General features: G+C 71.8%; 5 protein-coding genes. All 5 read right to left on the bottom strand.

What is annotated here, in order from left to right; translation table 11 throughout:
- Positions 1 to 97: 97 nt before the first annotated feature.
- Entirely contained in the window at positions 98 to 5,035 is a 4,938-nt protein-coding gene (locus tag CCE02nite_RS20470; protein ID WP_170227286.1) for a family 43 glycosylhydrolase, read from the bottom strand.
- Positions 5,036 to 5,304: 269 nt separating this feature from the next.
- Positions 5,305 to 7,719 (bottom strand): family 43 glycosylhydrolase, encoded by a 2,415-nt coding sequence (locus CCE02nite_RS10335; protein ID WP_141389568.1) that lies wholly within the window; start codon positions 7,717 to 7,719, stop codon positions 5,305 to 5,307.
- A gap of 152 nt (positions 7,720 to 7,871) precedes the next feature.
- Entirely contained in the window at positions 7,872 to 10,766 is a 2,895-nt protein-coding gene (locus CCE02nite_RS10330; RefSeq protein ID WP_141389567.1) for a beta-xylosidase family glycoside hydrolase, read from the bottom strand.
- A gap of 164 nt (positions 10,767 to 10,930) precedes the next feature.
- Positions 10,931 to 15,109: a beta-L-arabinofuranosidase domain-containing protein gene (locus CCE02nite_RS10325; protein ID WP_141389566.1), complete on the bottom strand. Its 4,179-nt coding sequence runs from the start codon at positions 15,107 to 15,109 to the stop codon at positions 10,931 to 10,933.
- A gap of 291 nt (positions 15,110 to 15,400) precedes the next feature.
- Entirely contained in the window at positions 15,401 to 19,204 is a 3,804-nt protein-coding gene (locus CCE02nite_RS10320) for an alpha-L-arabinofuranosidase family protein (protein ID WP_170227285.1), read from the bottom strand.
- Positions 19,205 to 19,207: the final 3 nt, after the last annotated feature.

The following is a 19,207-nucleotide window of genomic DNA, read 5'->3' as shown; positions in this document are numbered from 1 at the left end:
GCCGCCGAGGGAGAGCCCCGGTCCCGCGAGGTAGAGGCGTGGTCGTGACCACGCCTCTACCTCGGCCTACCGGGGCTCTCCCTCGGCGGGGTGCGGGTCAGCCGCAGGTGTGGGCGTCGAAGGCGGCCTCGTACGTCGTGGTGACCGGGGCGCCGTCGAGCACCGCGGTCCCCGTGACGGTGGCCGTGCCTGCGGGCACGGAGACCGCCCTCGTCGCGAACGACTGGTAGGCGTTCGCCCCCGGCGCGACGCCGGTGACCGTCTTCGTGCCGTACGGCGTCGTGAGGGTGACGTCGGCGGGCACGTCGCCCGCGTTGGTCGCCCGCACCGCGACGTAGACCTTGCCCGCGAGGCACCGCGGGGTGGCCTCGACGGTCAGCTCGACCGCCGGGGCCGGCGACACGTCGACCGGGTCCACGCTCTCGAGCGTCGGGGTGACCTTCTGGATGAGGCCGTCCTCGCCGAACGTGAGGCGGTCGATCGTCGTCTCGCGGTTGGTCCCGTTGCCGCCGGGGATGGCGAACCGGTGGTACGCGATGTACCAGTCGTCCGTGCCCTCGACGTTGAGGATCGAGCTGTGCCCGGTCCCGAGGATGCCCTGCGAGGCGTCCTTCTCGAGGATCACGCCGCGGTAGGTCCACGGTCCGTCGATGCTGTCCGACGTCGCGTAGCCGACGCGGTAGTTCTCCGAGCCCGTGTCGTCGATCGAGTACGTGAGGTGGTAGACGCCGTCGCGGTAGTTGAGGAACAGGCCCTCGCGGAAGTCGGTCAGGCCGGGGATGCGCCGCAGCGTGTCCTGCTTGATCGACGTCATGTCGTCGTCCAGCTCCGCCATGACCGGGCCGTTCGAGGGCCCGCCGTTGCCCCACAGGAGCCAGAACTTCCCGGTCTCCGGGTCGCGGAAGGCGGCCGGGTCGATCGCCTGGCCGGACGTGACCGCCTCGCCGTTGGTGATCATCGCCGTCGGCTGCGCGGTGAACGGGCCCTCGGGGCTGTCGGCCACCGCGACGCCGATCGTCTTGCGGTCGTACGTCGGGTTGTGGCCGGAGAAGTAGAACCAGTACTTCCCGTCACGCTCGATGATGGTGGGCGCCCACGCGTTGCCGGTCGCCCACGGGACGTTCCCGTTCGCGCCGTCGAGCGTGAGGAACGGCTGCTCCGAGCGCTCCCACGTCACGAGGTCGGAGGACTTCCAGACGTAGAAGTCCTTGCCGCCCCAGCCCGGCGTGCCGTCGGTCGTGGCGTAGAGGTAGAACGTGTCGCCGAACTGCGCGATGTTCGGGTCGGCGTACTTCCCGGGGAGCACGGGGCTGCCCATCTGCTTCGCCTGGACCGTCCACGTGCGCGACGACCCGTCCGGCCCGCTCACCGTGTACTCCACGGGCTGCGTGAAGTCCTGCACCGAGCCGTTCCCGGGGGCCACCGTCGCGCGCGGCGAGACGGTCAGCACCGGCGCGAGCGCGGACACGTCCGTGCCCGGCTCGACCGCGAGCGTGACGGTCGAGCTCGCCCCGTCGACGATCGCGGGGACCTTGAGCGCGTCGAGCTCCGCGCCGGTGACCGCCGTGTGGTCGGCCCCGACCTGGTAGACCTCGTCGGCCGTGAGCGCGCGGTCGTAGATCCGGAAGTCGCGCACCGAGCCCTTGAGGTAGCGGTCGCCCGAGTACAGCGAGCGGCCGATGTAGTTGGCGAGCGTCGAGCCGTTCCCGATGTCCTTCGGGTCGATGGTGACGCCGGTCTGGCGGCCCACCTCGACGCCGTCCTCGTAGAGCACGGCCGTCGTGCCGGACAGCGTGTACGTGAGGTGCTTCCACACCCCGCGCTGCAGGTTGGCGTTCTTGGTGACGGTCTGCTCGGTCGTCCAGTTGCCCGTCGCGATCGACGTGCGGTACGCGTTGCCCGTGGTGAACAGGTACCCGTCGCCCGCCGTGCCGCTCGTGTTGCCCAGGCCGTAGATGAAGTACGGCGTCGCCTGGTCGGTCGCGACCTTGACGTCGAGCCCGATCGTGACGTCGGTCAGCCCGGCGAGGAGGTGGTCGGGCAGGTCGACGTAGTCGTTCGTCCCGTCGAGCGTCACGCCCTCCCCGGTGCCGGAGAACGCCGCGCCGTTGGTGAGCGTCGCCGGGCCGAACGACGACCCCGGCGCGGAGTTCGCCGCCGACGTCCCGCTCGTCTCGTCGAGCGCGTAGCGCACGACGAGGCCCGGGATCTCCGTCGTCACCTCGACCGCCACGTACGCGGTGTGCGACCCGTCGGCCGTGGTCGCGGTGACCAGGGCGTGACCCTCGGCGACGCCCGTGACGACGCCGTCGGCCGAGACCGTGGCGACGTCCGCGTCGTCCGACGCCCACGTGATCGCGCGCGCCGTCGCGTTGGCCGGCGTGACGGTCGCGGTGAGCTGCCGCGTCCCGCCGACGCCCACCTCGAGCGACTCGGGGGTGACGCTCACGCCCTCGACGGGGACGACGTCGTCGGTCACCGTGACGACCGCGCGGGCGCGCACGCTCACGCCGCCGCCGAGCGTCCCGAGCACCTCGAACGACCCCGCCTGCGCGTACGACGCCGGGTCGACGGCGTCCCACGCGACGTCGGCCGGGCCGGTCGACCCGTCGGCGTACGTCGCGGTGACGGTCGCGGGCAGCACCGGGGCGGACCCGGTCTGGACGGTCACGGCGACGTCCTCGACGGACTCGACGAACGCGGCGGGCTGATACGTCTTCAGCAGGCGGTCGTACTCGGCCTGCGTCACGGGGAGCACCGTGCCGTGGCGCGGGCGCGACGGCATCTCGTAGTCGGTGGACATGGTCCACTCGGCCGCGTCGAGCGAGGTCGACTCGAACGGCACGTAGCCGCGGCCGCCGAACTCGTCGATGAAGAGGTACCACTTCTCCTCGGTGTTCGACTTGAAGATCGTCGGGCCCTCGCCCTGGTTGATCCCGCCGCCGAGGGAGTTCGCCTTGCCGATGCAGTCGGTGATGAAGTCGTAGTCCGTCGAGCGCAGCTCGGCCGCCTTCTCGGCCAGGATGAACTTGGAGCACGGCGTGGACGACGTGTTGTTCCGCTCGTCCTTGGTGAAGCGGTAGTACTGGCCGTCGTGGAGCGCCACGGTCGAGTCGATGACCGAGTAGCCCGGGTCGACCCACACCTGCGCCTCGCTGAACGTCACGAAGTCGCGCGTCGTGGCGTACATCATGCGGTTGTACGTGTTGCCGGTGTGGTTCGGGTCGTCCTCGGCGTAGAGCTTGGACGCCCAGAACACGACGTACGCGCCGATCGTCTCGTCGTAGTACGCCTCGGGCGCCCACGTGTTGCCCGCGGTGTCGGGCGAGACCTGCACGAGGCGCTGGTCGGTCCAGCTCACGAGGTCCGTGGACTCCCACACCATGATCGACTTCGAGCCCGTGCGCTGGGACGCGTCCCAGTTCCCGTTGCCGTAGATCTTGAGGTCGGTGGCGATCTGGTAGAACTTGTCGCCCTCGGGCGACCGGATGATGAACGGGTCCCGCAGGCCCTTCTCCCCCAGCTCCGAGGTGAGGACCGGCTGGTTGTCGTTGAGGTTCTGGTACTTCAGCGGGTCGTTGCCCTGGCTGAGGCCGAAGTAGACCTGCTCGCCCGTGGCGGTCCCCTCACCGACGAAGTAGGAGAACAGGTAGCCCGCGAGGTCCTCCTGCTCGGGCAGCGCCGGTACGTGGGCCTCGAGCTCGCGCGTCGCGGTGGCCGCGCCCACGGTCACCGTCGCCGTGAGGGTCACGGTCTCCGCGTCCTCGCCGTGCGCGGGCCGCGTCACCTCGCCGGTGGGCGTGATCGTGCCCGACGACGTCGCCCAGGCCACGCTCGCGCCGTGCTGGCCCGTGGTGGGCAGCGTGAGGTTGCCGCGCACGTCGTCGAGGTTCGTCACCTCGATTGCGGCGGCCGCGGCGTCGGCCTTGGCCTGGTCGCCGTCGCCCGGCAGGACCGTGACCTCGAACGTGCGGGTCTCGGTCGCGCCGCGGAGCGTCACGGTCGCGGTGAGGGTCGCGGTCGCGGGCTCGTCGCCCACGGGGCGCGTGACCGCGCCGCTCGCCGAGACGACGCCCTCGTCGGAGCTCGCCCACGTGACGGCGGAGCCGCCGACGCCCTTCGCGGGCAGCGCGAGGTCCGTGACGACGGCGCTCGTGTCGCCCAGGTCGAGCGCGGCGGCGTCGGCCGCGACGGCGTCCTGCGCGGCGTCCGACGCGAGGTCGGCGACCTCCTGCGCGGTGAGCGCGCGGTCGTAGAGCCGGAAGTCCTTCATGCGGCCCTTGAAGAGGTTGTCGGCCGCGTAGGCGGACTTCCCGAGCGCGTTCGCGGTCGTCGTGCCGCCACCGATCGCGCCGGGCGTGATCGTCACCGCGGTGTTCTGCCCGACCTGCGCGCCGTCCTCGTACAGCCGCGCCGTGCCGCCCGCGAGCGTGTAGGTGACGGTCTTCCACACGCCGCGCTGGAGGGCGCCCGCAGGGGTCTTGGCCGTGTTCTGCTCGCGGCCCCACGCGAGGTCGGAGATCGTCGCGCGGTAGTTCGCGTTGCCCGTCGAGAACAGGTAGCCGTTCCCGGACTGGGGGCTCCCGACCGCCGGGTTGCCGAGGGTGTAGAAGAAGTAGTTGCCGGTCAGCGTGGCGTCGACCCACACGTCGGCGCTCACCGTCACGGCGTCGTAGCCGGCCAGGAGGTCGTCCGGGAGGTCGACGTGGTTGGACCCGCCGAAGGTCAGGCCCTGACCGGGCTGCCAGCCGCCGCCGGAGCCGGTGAGGCTCCCGTCGAGCCCGTTGCCGGAGGCGTCGTGCGCGACCGTGCCCTCGGTCTCGTCCAGCGGCAGCCACAGGCGGAGCCCGTCCGCGGTCGGCTCGGCCGCGGCGGGGACCGGCGCGGGCGCCGCGGGCATCGGGCCGGCGGCCGCCGCGGCCACGGGCGCGAGCGGGGCGACGAGCGCGAGGCCGAGCAGCGCGGCGAGCGAGCGGCGTCGGCGTCGGGCGCGGGGCTCCGCGGGCGTCGGGGGTGGTTCGTGGCGTGAGGTCATCGGTGACTCCTCGTCGTCGTGCCCGGCGTCGACGCCGGTCGCGGGTCCGACGTCGGACGCGCGTGTGAACGCTAACATGTGAACGCAAACATGACCAGGTCCGTGGGATTGACAACGATGTCGAAACTCGTCGGAGCCGCTTTCAGGACCCCGGGGAGCGACCGGCCCGGGCCGCCCGCGACGCTCGCCGCAGCCCGCCTGCGCGCGGACGGCGGCCCGCACCACCGGGTGTGGTGCGGGCCGCCGTCGGTCGTGCAGGTCCTCCGGCGTCAGCCGCAGGAGAGGTCGCCGTAGGCGGCCTCGTGCGCGGTCTCGACCGCCGCGCCGTCGAGCACCGCCGTGCCCGTGGCGGTCGCGACCCCGGCCGCGAGCGACGCGGACCGCGTGGCGAACGACTGGTACGCGTTCGCCCCTGGCGCGACGTCGCGCACGACGCGCGTGCCGAACGGGGTGACGAGCTCGACGTCGGCCGCGACGTCGGCGAGGTTCGTCGCGCGCACCGCCACGTAGGCCTTGCCCGCGAGGCAGCGCGCCGACGCGGTCACGTCGAGCTCGACGACCGGGCCGGCGGCGTCGGCCGCGAACTCCCACGTGTCCACCTCGACGAGGTCGACGCCCGCGGGGCCGGCGAACGTGAAGTACACGTCGTGGACACCGCTCACGCCCTCGAGGGCGGCGCTCACGTCCGCCCACTCGCCCACGGGGGTGTCGAGGTCGAGCGTGCCGACGACGGCACCCTCGCGGTCGTCGAGGCGCACCTCGACCGTGGCGCCCTCGACGAGCGGCTTGACGCGCGCCGTGACGCTCGCGGCACCGTCGCCGAAGTCGACCGAGGACAGCGCCGACCAGTCGCCGGCGTCGACGTCGCGGACGACGAGGTTCGGCGCCTGCGCGCCGAACTGCGCCGAGCCGCCGTCGACCTTCGCGGTGGTGAGGCCCTGCTGCCACGCGAACGTCTCCGCCTCGAGCACCTGGAACGGGTCGAGGTCCTTGACCTGGTCCACGCCCGCGTAGTCGCCGACCACCTGCTGGACCGTCCCGTCCGCGTTGAACGTCAGCTCCTGGATGTGCGGGCTGCGGTAGCCCTGCGTGGTGCTGCCGTTGATGCGCTTGTTGAGCGTGGGCGCGTGGTACGTGAAGTAGTACTTGCCGTCCAGCTCGAACACCGACTGGTGGTTGTTGCCGCCCGTGCCCGCCCCGAAGAACTGCGACTGGTTCGGGAACATCACGCCGGCGTACGTCTCCTTGGGGAACGACATCGGGTCGTCGGAGATCATGTAGCCGATCTGCCCGCCGCCCGGGTACCCCGGGAGCGTGACCTGGTTGCCGCCGAAGTCGTTGCCGCCGAAGTGCGACGAGTACGACAGGTAGTACTTGCCGTCGCGCTCGAAGACCTGCGCCGCCTCGAACGCCACGGGTGCGTCCACGACGGCCGCCGTGCCCTGCGTCGAGACCATGTCGTCGCCGAGCTCGATGACGCGGATGTTCTTCGGGTTGTTGAACCGCTCCGCCGCGGGCATCGACGTCGACGCCGGGCCGCCGCCGAAGTAGAGGTACGCGCCGTCGTCGGTGACGAGCGGTGCCGGGTCGAACTTCCAGGCCACGGCCTCGGCGCCCGGGGTGCGCCCGTCGATGAGCGTGCTGTCGCGCTCGCTCGTCCACGGCCCGAGCGGCGAGGCGCCCGTGATGACGTTCGACGACCCGCCTCCGTTGGCGTAGTAGAGGAAGTACTTGTCGACGCCGTCGACCGTCTTCTTCGCCATGCCCGGCGCCCACGAGTTGTTGGTGAAGGGTGCGACGCCCTGCGGTCCTGCGACCTGGATCTCGCCGTGGTCCGTCCAGTTCACGAGGTCCTCGGACGAGATGAGCGTGATCTGGTTGATGCTGCCGTAGTTGATCTGCGGCGAGACGCCCGTCACCGGGTCGGGCGCGTAGCCCTGGGTGTCGTTCGTCATGTACATGTACACGCGCCCGTCCTCGACGAACCCGAACCCGTCGGCCCCGAACTTGTGGGAGATGAGCGGGTTGTGCTCGCCGGGGAGCTTGCCGAGCACCTCGATCGTCTTCGAGGGCGGCCCGGGCGGGGCCGCGCCGACGACGGAGACGTCGTCGAGCACGAAGTCCATGAGGTGCGTCGCCGGGTCGGCGGACGGGTTGCTCGTCCACGGCGTCTCGAAGAACAGCCGCGCGGTGCCGACGTTCTGGTCGGCCGGGATCGTGAACCGGCCGTCGAACGTCGCCCACTGGCCCTTGGTCGCGGTGACGCTCACCAGGTTCGTGTACGTCCCGCCGCCGTAGTGCATCGTGGCGAAGAACTGCTTGGTGGCCGGGGCCGCGGCGGCGTCGTACCGGATCTTCGCGGTGAGCTCGTACGTCTCGCCCGCGCGGACCTTGCCGCTGAGGTCCTGCATCGGACCGGAGCCGGTCGTCGCGCGCTCGGTGGTCAGGGCCGCGGCCTCGCCCGCGAACGCCTGGTCGGTGGTCGACAGCACGGCCTGGTCGGTCGCGTTGCCGTTGTTGACGAACCAGCCGGTCGTGCCGTCCTCGAAGCCGCCGTTGACGACCAGCTCCTCGTCCGCGGCGTACGACGGCAGCGCGGCGAGCGACGCGGAGAGCAGCGTCGCGAGCGCGGCCCCGGCGACGGCGCCGCGCAGGCGACGTCGTCTGCGGTGGTGCGTGTCCATGGATCCTCCTCGATCGATGTGGGTGTCCTGCGCGTCCGCGCGTCTCGCGGACGGTCGTGCCCGACGGCGGACCCTCCGCCGTCGCCCTGCGTCCTCCCTCCTCTCGCGCCGACCCGGCGGGCGGCCGGGGCGGCCCGCCGGGTCGGGCGGGGTCAGCGGCCGAACGGCACCGCGCGGGTCGTCGTCACCGCGTCGGTCGAGCGCGTGACGGTGACGGTGACCTCGCCGGCCGGGGCCTCCGCGAGCCGGCTCGCGAACGCCTGGTACGCGTTCGCGCCAGGCTGCACGCCGGCAAACGTCCGGCTGCCGTACGGGGTGCTCACGACGACGTCCACCGGGACGTCCTCCTCGTTCACCACGCGCACGGCGACGTAGTCCCTTCCGGCGATCGCGCGCAGGGTCGCCTCCGCCGCGAACGCGACGTCCGGGGACGTCGTCGACTCCAGCGACGCGACGGCGAGGGCGAGCGCCCGCGCGGGGGCGTCGGCCTGGTTCTGCGTCGACGGCGCGGTCGTCGACCGCGCCCAGGCGAGAGCCTGCTCGACGGCGGCCCACGAGCCCGGCGTCCAGCCCGCCGGGTCGAGCCCCTCCGCCTCGGCGACGACGGCGTCGAGCGCCGTCCGGTCGGCGCCGCCGTCGGCGTCGAGCACGTCGCTCAGGAGGAAGTGGTCGAAGTCGACGTGCCCGCCGGTCTGCTCCTTCGCGTAGGAGAAGAGGCCGAACCGGTAGCCCATGAAGTGGGACAGGCTCCAGTCCATGACGAGCGGCCCCTGGCGCGGCCCGAGCGGCTCCCACGTGCGCCCGTCGAGGCTGTACGAGTACTGCACCCAGAGCTGGCCGTTCGGCGAGGCGAAGTCGGCGTCCGCCTTGAGGTGCACGTCCGTGCGCTCGCCCAGCGCGACCTGCGACCCGGGGACGAACGACTCGACCGCCTCGCGGTCGATCGTGTCCGTGAACGGCTGGAGCCGCGTGACGAGGCCGAGCGTGCGCTCGCCGTCGACCTGCTGGACACCCGCGTACGCGAAGCTGCGGCCGTAGACGGCGAGGCCGGCGACGTCGCCGTCGAGCATCCCGGACACGTCGAGGCGGGTCTCCGCGGAGGCCGTCGGCCCGAACGTGCGCTGGCCGAGCGTGTTGCGCGCCTCCTCCAGGTAGGTGAGGTCGCGCCCGGGCGCCTTGGTGTACTCCGCCTCGCCGGTCACGACGTGCCCGTTGGTCAGGCGCAGCCAGCCGTCGCGCTCCGTGAGCGACCAGTACCGGTTGTCCGGCGCGTGGTTCCACTGCCAGGCGAGGTCGAGGTCCGAGCCGTTGTACGACACCTCCTCGAGCGTGGGCGTCTCGAGGTCCGGCGCGCGGCCGACCACGGAGACGTCGTCGAGCAGGTACTCGACGCTCGACGACGGCGGCTGCGGGTTGCCCCACGGGGTCTCGACCGCGAGCTTGAAGGTCCGGACGTCGGCGTCCTGCGGGACGGTGTAGGTGCCCCGCACGGTCGTCCACTCCCCCGGCGTGGCGTTCGCCCACGCGAGCGTGGTGACGCCCGCGCCCCAGTCGCCGACGAGGTTGAAGCGGACCTGCGCCGGCCCGGTGGCGTAGCGGACCCGGGCCGAGACCTCGTAGGTCACGCCGGCCTGGACCTTCCCGCCGAGCTGCTGGTTCGGGCCCGAGCCGTTGAGCGTGCGGTCCGCGACGCGCAGCGCGCCCGTGCCCGATGCGGCGCCGCTCGTCTCGCGCGACAGCGTCGCCCCGAACTGCGCGGCCCACGGCGCGGTCCCGGCGTCCTCGAACCCGGGGTTGGCGACGAGCTCGACACCGAGCAGGGACTCGTCGTACGTGGGCGCGTCGGGGACCTCCCAGACGGTGTCGCTGAAGGCGCGGTGCTCGGCGTCGTTCGCGAAGTCGTCGGAGGCGACGATGCTCTTCAGCCGCTCCCGGCGCTCGGTCGCCTCGTCGAGCAGGATCGGCTTGGCGAACGTGTCGCCGACGCGGACGACGCCGTCGTCGCCGAACGTCGGCCAGCCGTCCTCCCACGTCGCGGGGATGAGCGCGGGGATGCGGCCGAGGGGGTAGGTGTCGCGGAAGAACATCCCCCACCACTCGTAGCCGCCCGCGCCGTCCGGCACCTCGACCAGCCCGCCCTGGGCGAAGCCGTCCGAGTTCAGCGCGCTGCGCGCCTCGTACGGGTTCGACCCGTCGGCGGTCTCGTAGCGACCCAGCAGGTGCGGCGAGCGGAACAGCACCTCCTGCCGGTTCTGGCCGCTGGGCCACGTGATGATCGCGACGTAGTACTCGCCGTCGATGTAGTGCACCTGCGCGCCCTCGAACAGCCCCCCGATGAACGCCTCGCCGGCGTAGTCCGCGGCGCGGAAGATGTTCGGGAAGTCGGCCTCGATCGCGGTGAGGTCGTCGTTCAGCCGGACGGCGCTCGTCGCGCCCGAGCCGTAGAAGATGTAGGGCGTCCCCCCGTCGGCCTCGTCGAAGAACAGCGACGGGTCGTGGAACCCCCGGCCGAGCGCGGTGCGCTCCCACGCGCCGTGCTCGACGTCGTCCGTGCGGAAGAGGTACGACCCCCCGAGGTCGTTGGTGTTGAACACCACGTAGAACGTGCCGTCGCGGTAGCGGAGCGACGACGCCCACTGTCCGTTGCCGTAGCCGTTCTTCCCGTTGCGCAGCGACGACACGTCGCCGACGCCGAGCCGGTCGTAGACGTACCCGACGATCTCCCAGCTCACGAGGTCGTAGGACTTCATGATCGGGGCACCGGGGGCGAGGTGCATCGTGGTGCTGATCATGTAGTAGACGTCGCGTCCCTCGTCGCTCTCGGCCGCGGGGACACGCGCGACCGAGATGTCGGGGACGTCGCTGCCCAGCAGCGGGACGCCGTACGTCCCGTCACCGCGGTCGGTGGTGGTCAGCCCGGTGATCGTGCTCGCTCCTCCCGGTGTGTCGTTCGACTCGTCCGCCACCGCCGCGGACGTCGTGCTCGCGCCGAGCGCGAGCACCCCCGCCAGCGCCGCGGCGACCGCGGTCCTCACCTGTCTGCTCATCTCGTTCCTCCTCGTCGAGGTCGTGCCGGATCTTGGGGGATCGATCTCGATACCGATATCGACTCCCGGCCGCCGGGTGGCGTCCCGGTTCGCCGAGGGAGCCCGGGCCACGACCCCGGCACTCCCTCGGCGAGCCCTGACGCTCCCCCCGGCGAGCTACGGTGCTAGGCGCAGGTGCGGGCGTCGACGGCGACGTCGTACGCCGTGGTGACGGGCACTCCGTCGAGCGCCGCCGTACCGGTGACGGTCACGGCGCCCGCGGGCACCGACGTCGCGCGCGACGCGAACGACTGGTAGGCGTTCGCGCCCGGGGCGACGGCCGCGAACGACCTCTCCCCGAACGGTGTCGTGAGGGTGACGTCCGCGGGCACGTCACCCGTGTTCGTCGCCCGCACGGCCACGTAGACCTTGCCCGCGAGGCACCGCGGGGAGACCTCGACGTCGAGCGGGACGACGGCCGTGGTGCCCGGCACGATCTCGACCCGGTAGGTCGTGGCCGTCTCGTGGTCCTGCGCGACGCCGACGACCTCCACGGTCCGGGCGCTCCCGTCCGCGGGGAGGGAGACGGTGCGGCCCTGCGTGTCGTCGACCAGCACGCCGTCGACGCGCACGAGGCCGCTGGGCACGTGCGGGTCGGCGTCGAGCATGACGGTCGTCGTGCCCGCGGGGACGGTGAGGGTGTAGTCCGTCACCGCCGGGTCGAACGCAGGGGCGAGCGATCCGGTGTCGAACGCGAGCGCCGCGAGCCCGGGCGTCGCGTCGTACGACGCCGCGCGGTCGACCCGGACGCCGAACACGCCTCCGGCCCAGCCGCCCAGCGCCTGGAAGCGGACGGTGACCACGGGGATGCGCTCGCCGTCCTCGTCGAGCACGTGCTCCCCCGCGCTGTCGACCTTCCAGCGCGTGCCCTCGCCGATCTCGAGGTACTTGGCCGGGAGCTGCGTCGTGTCGACGTAGAACCCCTGCTCGTCCTTGGTCGGGGCGTTCGCGACCGTGGTGATGGTCTTCAGCTTCTCGTCGTTGACGTACACGTCGAAGACGCGACCCTGGTCACCCGAGTAGAGCGTGACGCCCAGGTGGTTCGACGCCGAGGCCGGGTCGACCATGAGGTCGTAGCTGAACCAGCCCGTGCCGTTGGCGTGGCGGAACTGACGGCCGGAGAACGTCCCGACCGACGACCCGCTCTGCTTGAGGTTCTTCGCGTTCTCGAAGTTGTTGTTGTCGAAGCTCGTGAGGCTGTCGACGGTGCGGTCGGCGTCGCGCAGCTCCTGCTTGGCGCGCAGGATGCGCTCCTGGGAAGCGGCCGAGTCCGGCTCGTCGAGGTTGAGGTAGAGCCCGTACGTCACGTCCCAGTTGGTGTGGTGGGGCGTGAAGACGAGGTCGCCGCCGTCGGCGGTGTTCCGCAGCTCGAGCTGCACCCGGCCCTCGGCGTCGTCCTCGACGCGGACGAGGTTCTCCGCGATCCGCTCCTTCCACTCGTCGGCGCCCATGTTCGCCGCCGTGATCGTCGTCTGGGCGTCGGCGTCGCGCGTGGAGGAGCGGACCAGGATGCCCGTGCCCTGCCACGCCGGCTCGGGGACCTCGCCGAGGTTCGCGGAGAGGACGACCGGCCCGTACCGGAAGGCCACGAAGTACGGGTTGTCCGGGGTGTCGACGACGGACGCGGCCATCGGCATCGTGTACCGGACGACGTCGCCCGCGGCGACGGGCAGCACCACGTACCCGCGGGAGACGTCCGGCTCGACGGCGGCGCCGTTCACCTCCAGGGTCGGGTCGCCCGCGATCCACGACGGCACGCGCAGCCGCAGCGTCGCGTCCTGCGCGACCGCGCCGCCGTCGAGCGCGTCGACGCGGAACGTGACGGTGTCCTCGTTCGGCAGGTTCGCCTCCTGCGTGAGCCGCAGGTTCTGCTCCGCGTGCTCGACCGTCGAGGAGAAGAACATGTTGACCCACACCGAACCCTGTCCGGTGAAGTAGATCGAGTCGCCGAGCTTGGAGAAGCTCTCCATGCCCGTGCCGGTGCAGCACCAGAACTCGGTGAACGGCAGGTTGTACACGCGGTGGTAGCCCGACGCCATGGGGTTGAAGTACGTCGTCGTCCCGGTCTCGGGGTTCTGCGACGCGAGGATCGTGTTGATGAACGCGTTCTCGTAGTAGTCGGCGTACCGCACGTCCTTGCTCAGCGTGAAGAGCTCGCGCGCGAGCTTGAGCATGTTGTACTCGTTGCACGTCTCGGCCGTCTCGGCGTTGCGCGCCGTGCCCTGCTCGTCGGCGCGCTCGTGCAGCGAGCCGGGTGCGTGGAAGTGCTCCGCTTGGCTGTTCGCGCCGGTGACGTACGTGTGGTCGCGCACCACGATGTCGAAGAAGTTCTCCGCCGCCGCGAGGTACATCGGCAGCTCGTCCTTCTCGGCGGGCGTGAGCAGGTCGTAGTACTCCGGGTTCTGCGTGAACACCTGGTGGCGCTTGAGCGCGCCGAGCAGCTTGGGGATCTGGGTGTTGGCGTGCTTGCCCGGCAGCACGTCCTGGCCCGCGGCGAGCTGGCGGAAGAACGTCACCTCGTCGAACGCCTCGGCCGCCTCCTTGATCCGGACGTCGCCCGTGAGGTCGAACAGCTCGTACAGCGCCTCGTTCATGCCGCCGTACTCGGTGCGGAGCATGACGTCCGTGCTCGGGAGCTTCGCCACGCGCCCCTGGACGTAGAGCCCGAACCCGGTCGCGACGGCGAGCGCCTGGTCCCCGACGGGGCCGTCGACGTACTCGGCGACGTCGAGCAGACCGGCGAGCACCTTGTGCAGGTTGTACCAGGGCACGATGACGTTCTCGTCCGACGTCCCGGTGCCCTGCACCTGGTCGAGGATCGACTCGCGGAACGCGGAGACGTACCCGGCCGAGCCGGGGTGCGCGGCGGCGTACGCGTCCTGCACGCGCGCGAGCCCGCCCACGCCCTCCTCGATCTCGGTGAACAGCGCCTCCTTCGTCGCCTGGTCCTGCGTCGACGACCACGACATCGCGAGCGCCGACAGGTAGTGCCCGAACGCGTGGCCGCGGAAGTTCACGGCGTTGCTGCGCTCCCAGCCGCCGTACCCGGCGGAGGTGGTCGGGGTGAGCCCGCCGACCTTGTAGAACTCGTAGAGGAACGTCTCGGAGTCCAGGCTCAGCAGGTACTCGTGCTCCTTCGCGGCGGCGTTCTGGAGGAAGTCGTCGGAGAGCAGCACGGACGGCAGCGCCGTGTCCTCGAGCGGCGTCTCGTCGACGAGGGCGGGCACGACGACCTCGAGGTCGCGCGTCACCGGCTCACCGTCGAGGTAGCGCACGGTCGCGGTGAGCGTGACGTGCGCGTCGTCCTCCCCGATCGCCGGCCGGACCACGGTCCCGTCGGTCGCGACCACCTCGGGGTGCGACGACCGCCACGACACGGTCGAGCCGCGCGAACCCGTCGTCGGCAGCACGAGCGCGACGGTCGCGCGCTCGGGCAGCGACAGCGCGTCGGCGTCGTCCTGGGCGATCGCGTCGCGGTCGACCGTGCGCCCGCTCTCCTCGTAGAGCCCGACCACGTCGCCCAGGTCCGCCACGGCGTCGTACAGCCGATAGTCGTCGAGCGCGGCCTTGAGGTAGGCGCCGTTGTACTGCGGACCGTTGAACCCGATCGTCTTGGGCAGCGCCGGGTCGGAGCCCAGGACGCCCGTCGCGTCGCCGCCGACGGCGTTCGCGACCGTGGACGGCACCTGCTCGCCGTTGCGGTAGAACGCGACGTCCTTCGTCGCGTGGTCGTACGTGACGACGACGTGCGTCCACTCGTCCGCCGGGAAGAACGCCGCGCGGTCCGAGCTCGCGACCCGCACCTTGTAGGGCTGACCCGACGCCGGGCCCACCGACAGCGCGAGCGGCACCGTGTCCGACTCCGAGGACAGGTACCAGCCGTCGGAGTTGTAGGCCCGCTTGTTCCACGTGATCACGTGCTCGCCGGACAGCTTCCCGCTGGGCTCCACCCAGAACGACAGCGTGAGGTCCTCGGGCTGCAGCGCGGTCGACGACCCGAGGTCGAGGTAGGTGCTGCCGCTCAGGCGCAGGGCCCGCCCCGTCCCGTCGACACCGTCGACGTAGGAGTAGCCGGTCGGCGCGGAGCCGGTGTGGCCGCGCAGGGCCACGGGGTGCGCGAGGGGGCTCGCGTCGGCGACGTCGCCGTCGAACGCGAGGTCGAGGACGGGCGCGGGCAGGGCGTCGGCCGCGACGGCGGTCGGTGCCCACGCGGTCACGGCGAGCGCGGCGGCGGCCGCCACGGCCGCCAGCCGGGCCGCGCCGCCGGGTCGACGGCGGACGCCGTCGGTCGGTCGGGGGTGCATCGGTGCTCCTCAGGGTCGCGCGCGGGCGTCGTCGCCCGTGCGTCAGGACGTTCTATGTCGTGCAGCGTCGCGCGACGACGTCGTCGCGCGGTGGTGCGAGGGCGGCCCGCGCACGACGCGCGGGCCGCGCCCTCGTGGCCCGCCGGACCGGCCACGAGGGAAGAGTTCCGCTCAGCCGCTGTGTCGCCGAGGTAGAGGCGTGGTCCGCCGAGGTAGAGGCGTGGTCATGACCACGCCTCTACCTCGCGGTACCAGAGCTCTACCTCGGGCGACCAGGGCTCTACCTCGTCGTCAGCCGCAGTCGAGCGCGTCGTACGCGACGTCGTAGGAGGTCGTGAGCTCCTCGCCGTCGACCACCGCCGTGCCCGTGACCGTCGCGGTGCCGGCCGGGGCCGACGTCGCGCGCGCCGCGAACGACTGGTACGCGCTCTTGCCCGGAGCCACGTCCGCGAACGCCTTCTGCCCGAACGGCGTCGCGAGCGTCACCGAGACCGGCACGTCCTCACCGTTCGTCGCACGCACCGCCACGTACGCCTTGCCCGCCAGGCAGCGCGGCGAGACCTCGACCGCGAGGTCGAGCTCGGGTGCCGCGTCGGACGCGTGCAGCCGGACGAACGTGATCGAGTGCGCGGGGAACTCGTAGGAGAACTCCTCCCCCACGCCCGTCAGCGTCCGCTCCACCGGGACGACCCGCTCGGGGTCGGCCTTGGTGTTCGTGTCCGACGGCGCGCCCACCATCTCCGTGACCGTCGCCTCGGACGCGATGCCCTCCGAACCCTCGACGTGCACCTGCGTGCGGGCCGCGGCCGCGGTGGGGTTGACGACCTTGACGACGACGTCGCCCGTGTCGTCGTCCCGCGTGACGACCTGGTAGAGCGACTTGGTCGACGGCTGCTCGTAGGACATCTGGAGCTCGCCGTCGAGGTAGAGCTCGATCGTCGAGCCCTCGACGACGACCTTGACGTGGTACGGCTGACCGGCCTCGATGCTGTGGTTCTCGACCGCCTTCACCTCGTTGGCGCTCCCGCCCGACGCGCGCTGGAGGGCCTGGCGCGAGTTGTTCCACCCGCCGAGGTTCCACCAGTAGTAGTCGTTCGGACCGCCCGCGGCGAAGCCGACGAGGAAGCCCTCGGCGCCCGACGTCTTGCGCGCGTCGAGCTCGAGCGTGTAGCTCGACCAGTCCTTCGCGTACGCGCCGGCCACGATCGACCGGGCGTCGGTGACGTTCGTCGCCGACTGCACGTAGGCGCCGTCCTGCGCGGCCCACGTCCCGGTCTGCGGCTCCCACTGCGACGCACCGGACTCGAAGTCGTCCGAGAAGAGCACGTCGCCGCTCGCGTTGTCGGTCACGCGCACGTTGTCGTACTGCGCGGCCGTGTTCCACGTCGAGAGGAACACGCCGCCGTCGAGCGTCGCGTCGGCCGGGGCGGGGCCGGAGTGCGTGCTGGGCACGACCTCGTCGCCCGCGTTCGCGGAGAACATCTGCTGGACGTAGTAGTTCACCGAGCCCCAGGACTCGTCGTTGTCGAACCAGATCGCGTCGGGCGACCACTGGACGTACGACTCGTTGGCGAGCAGCGGCGCGTACGACGCGAGCCGCACGACGTCGGCGTTGCGCTCCAGACCGGTCATGAACGACGCCTCCGCGAGCGCGTTGGCGAACGTGTTGCCGCGCGACGCGTACTCGCCGAGGAACACGTGCGGCCCCTCGCGGTCGTAGGAGTCGTAGCGCTCGTCGTTCTCGAGGAACCACTGCGGGTCGTTGTAGTAGTGCTCGTCGACGAGGTCGACGTCCTGCTCCCGGTTGAACTCCCAGAGCTCGTCGAAGCGCTGGCCCGTGTCGTCCGGACCGGAGTTCGAGATGATCTGGATGTCCGGGTAGGCGGCCGCGATCGCGTCGCGGAACGCCGGGAAGTTGGCCTCGAACGTCTTCGTGTTCTCCTCGTTGCCGAGGCCGATGTACTTCAGGCCGAACGGCTCGGGGTGCCCGAGCTCGGCGCGCACGGCGCCCCACTCGGTCGTGACGTCACCGTTGGCGAACTCGATGAGGTCGACCGTGTCGTCCACCCAGCGCTGGATCTGCGCCGGGTCCGTCATCTCGGGGATCGTGCTGCCGCAGCCGTTGGCGCCGACCGACACCACGGGCAGCGGCGTCGCGCCGAGGTCCTCGGCGAAGAGGAAGTACTCGAGGTACCCGATGCCGTACGACTGGTTGTAGCCCCAGAAGTTCCAGTTGGTCGCGCGCTCCTCGACCGGGCCGATCGTCTCCTTCCACTGGTACGTCCGGCGACGGTCGGTGAAGCTCGACTCCTCGTACGTGCGGAACGTGCCGACGTTCGTCACGCAGCCGCCGGGGAACCGCAGGAACTGCGGGTCGAGCGCGTCGATCTTCTCGGCGAGGTCCTTGCGGAGCACCGACGGCCCGTTGACCGGTCCGACCCACGTGTCCTGCGGGAAGAGCGACACCTGGTCGAGCGCGAGCGTGCCCGCGGCGCCCGAGAGCAGCGCGAGCCGCCCGGCGTTCGTCGTGCCCGTCGCGGTGAGCGTGACGTCGTACTTCTTCCAGGCGTTCGAGCCGTCGACGGCGACCTGGCCGGTCGCGTACACCGCGGTCCCGGCATTGTCCTCGACGCGCACGGTGACGGTCTGCGCGGTCGCCGAGCGCGCCCAGACGGAGAAGTCGTACGGCTCCCCCTCCTCGACGAACAGGCCGGTGTTGTACCCGGCGTTGCGCACCCCGGCGCCCGCGGCGGTCGTCGTGAGGTCGAGGTAGTTGCGGTTCGTCGCGTTGAGCCGCCCGGCGTCGTTCACGACCTGCGTCGTCGCCGTCGCGCCGCCGCGGTTCGCGGCGCTCCACGCGGTGAGCCCGGTGAACGACCCGTTGTCCTGGTTGTTGAACTCGAACGACCGGTTGCGCACGAGCTCGGCGTACAGCCCGCCGTCGGCCGCGTAGTTGATGTCCTCGTAGAAGATGCCGTAGAGCTCGTCGCTCATCTCCGTGCGCTCGCCGGCGAGGTCCACGGTGATCTCGTGGTCGGCGCTCGTGACGGGCGTGATCGTGAGCTTCGTGGCCGCGTCGCGCGGGCCGAGGACGAGCGCGCCGTCGGACGCGCGCACGCCGGCGTACCGCTCGGGGTCGGCCGCGCTGCGCAGCCAGACCGTGCCGCCTCCGGCGTCGGTGAGCCGCAGCGCGGTGGCGTCGTCGCCCGCGGCCCCGAGGGAGAGCCGGGACGCGCCCGAGACGACGACGGGCCGGTCGTCGACGGCGAGCGTCACCGGGGACGTGCCCTCGGCGCCGTCGGCCGCCGTCGCGTCGAGCGCGACCGTCGTCGACGGTCGCTCGTCGTCGAGGGCGAGGCCGTCGTCGGTCGACACGAGGTACCGGGCGTCACCCGGGCCCGTGAGCGTGAACGCGCCGTCGGGCACCTGGTCGGCGCCCTCGGCGGTCTGGAGCGCGACGTAGTCGAACGCCGCGGTGTGCGCCGCGCCGTTCTGCGCGGCGAGCGCGTAGAGGCCCACCTGCGTGGTCGGGAAGTCGACGGTCACGGAGCCCGCGGGCTGCCACGCGGCACCGTCCCAGAAGCTCGTCGCGATCGTGTCGCCCGTGCGCTGCATGCGCAGCGTCTCGCCCGTGGAACCCGGGCGGTCGGTGAACGCGGCCGCGGAGAACACGCCGCCGGTCTCGACGTCGTTCTCGATCGCGCGGCCCGAGGGCGACAGGTCGCCGACGAACGTCAGGCCCGAGCGGACGTAGTGGTCCATGTCCTGCCACGCGATGAGGCCCGCACCCTGGTAGACGGACGCGACCGGCGCCTCGAGCCGGGTGACGACCGTGAAGTCGCCGGCGGGCACGTCGAGCAGGACGACGTTCTTGGCGCTGTTCGCGTCCTGGTAGGTGTCGCCCGGCTGGGACGTGAGCCGCAGCGCCCCGCCGGAGACGGCGAGCGCCTCGGGCACGGGGTTGACGACGGTCCAGTCCGCGCCGAGCGCCGAGCCGTCGAACGCGTCGACCCGCGCGCCGTCGGGCAGGTCTGGCTCCGCGGCCGAGGCGGGCAGCGACGTCGCGAGCGCGACGGTGCCGACCAGGCCGGTCACGAG

This window comes from Cellulosimicrobium cellulans (assembly GCF_006539945.1).
Lineage (GTDB): Bacteria > Actinomycetota > Actinomycetes > Actinomycetales > Cellulomonadaceae > Cellulosimicrobium > Cellulosimicrobium cellulans.
The sequence above is the reverse complement of the archived record's forward strand: the minus strand, read 5'-3'. Positions and strand labels throughout refer to the sequence as shown.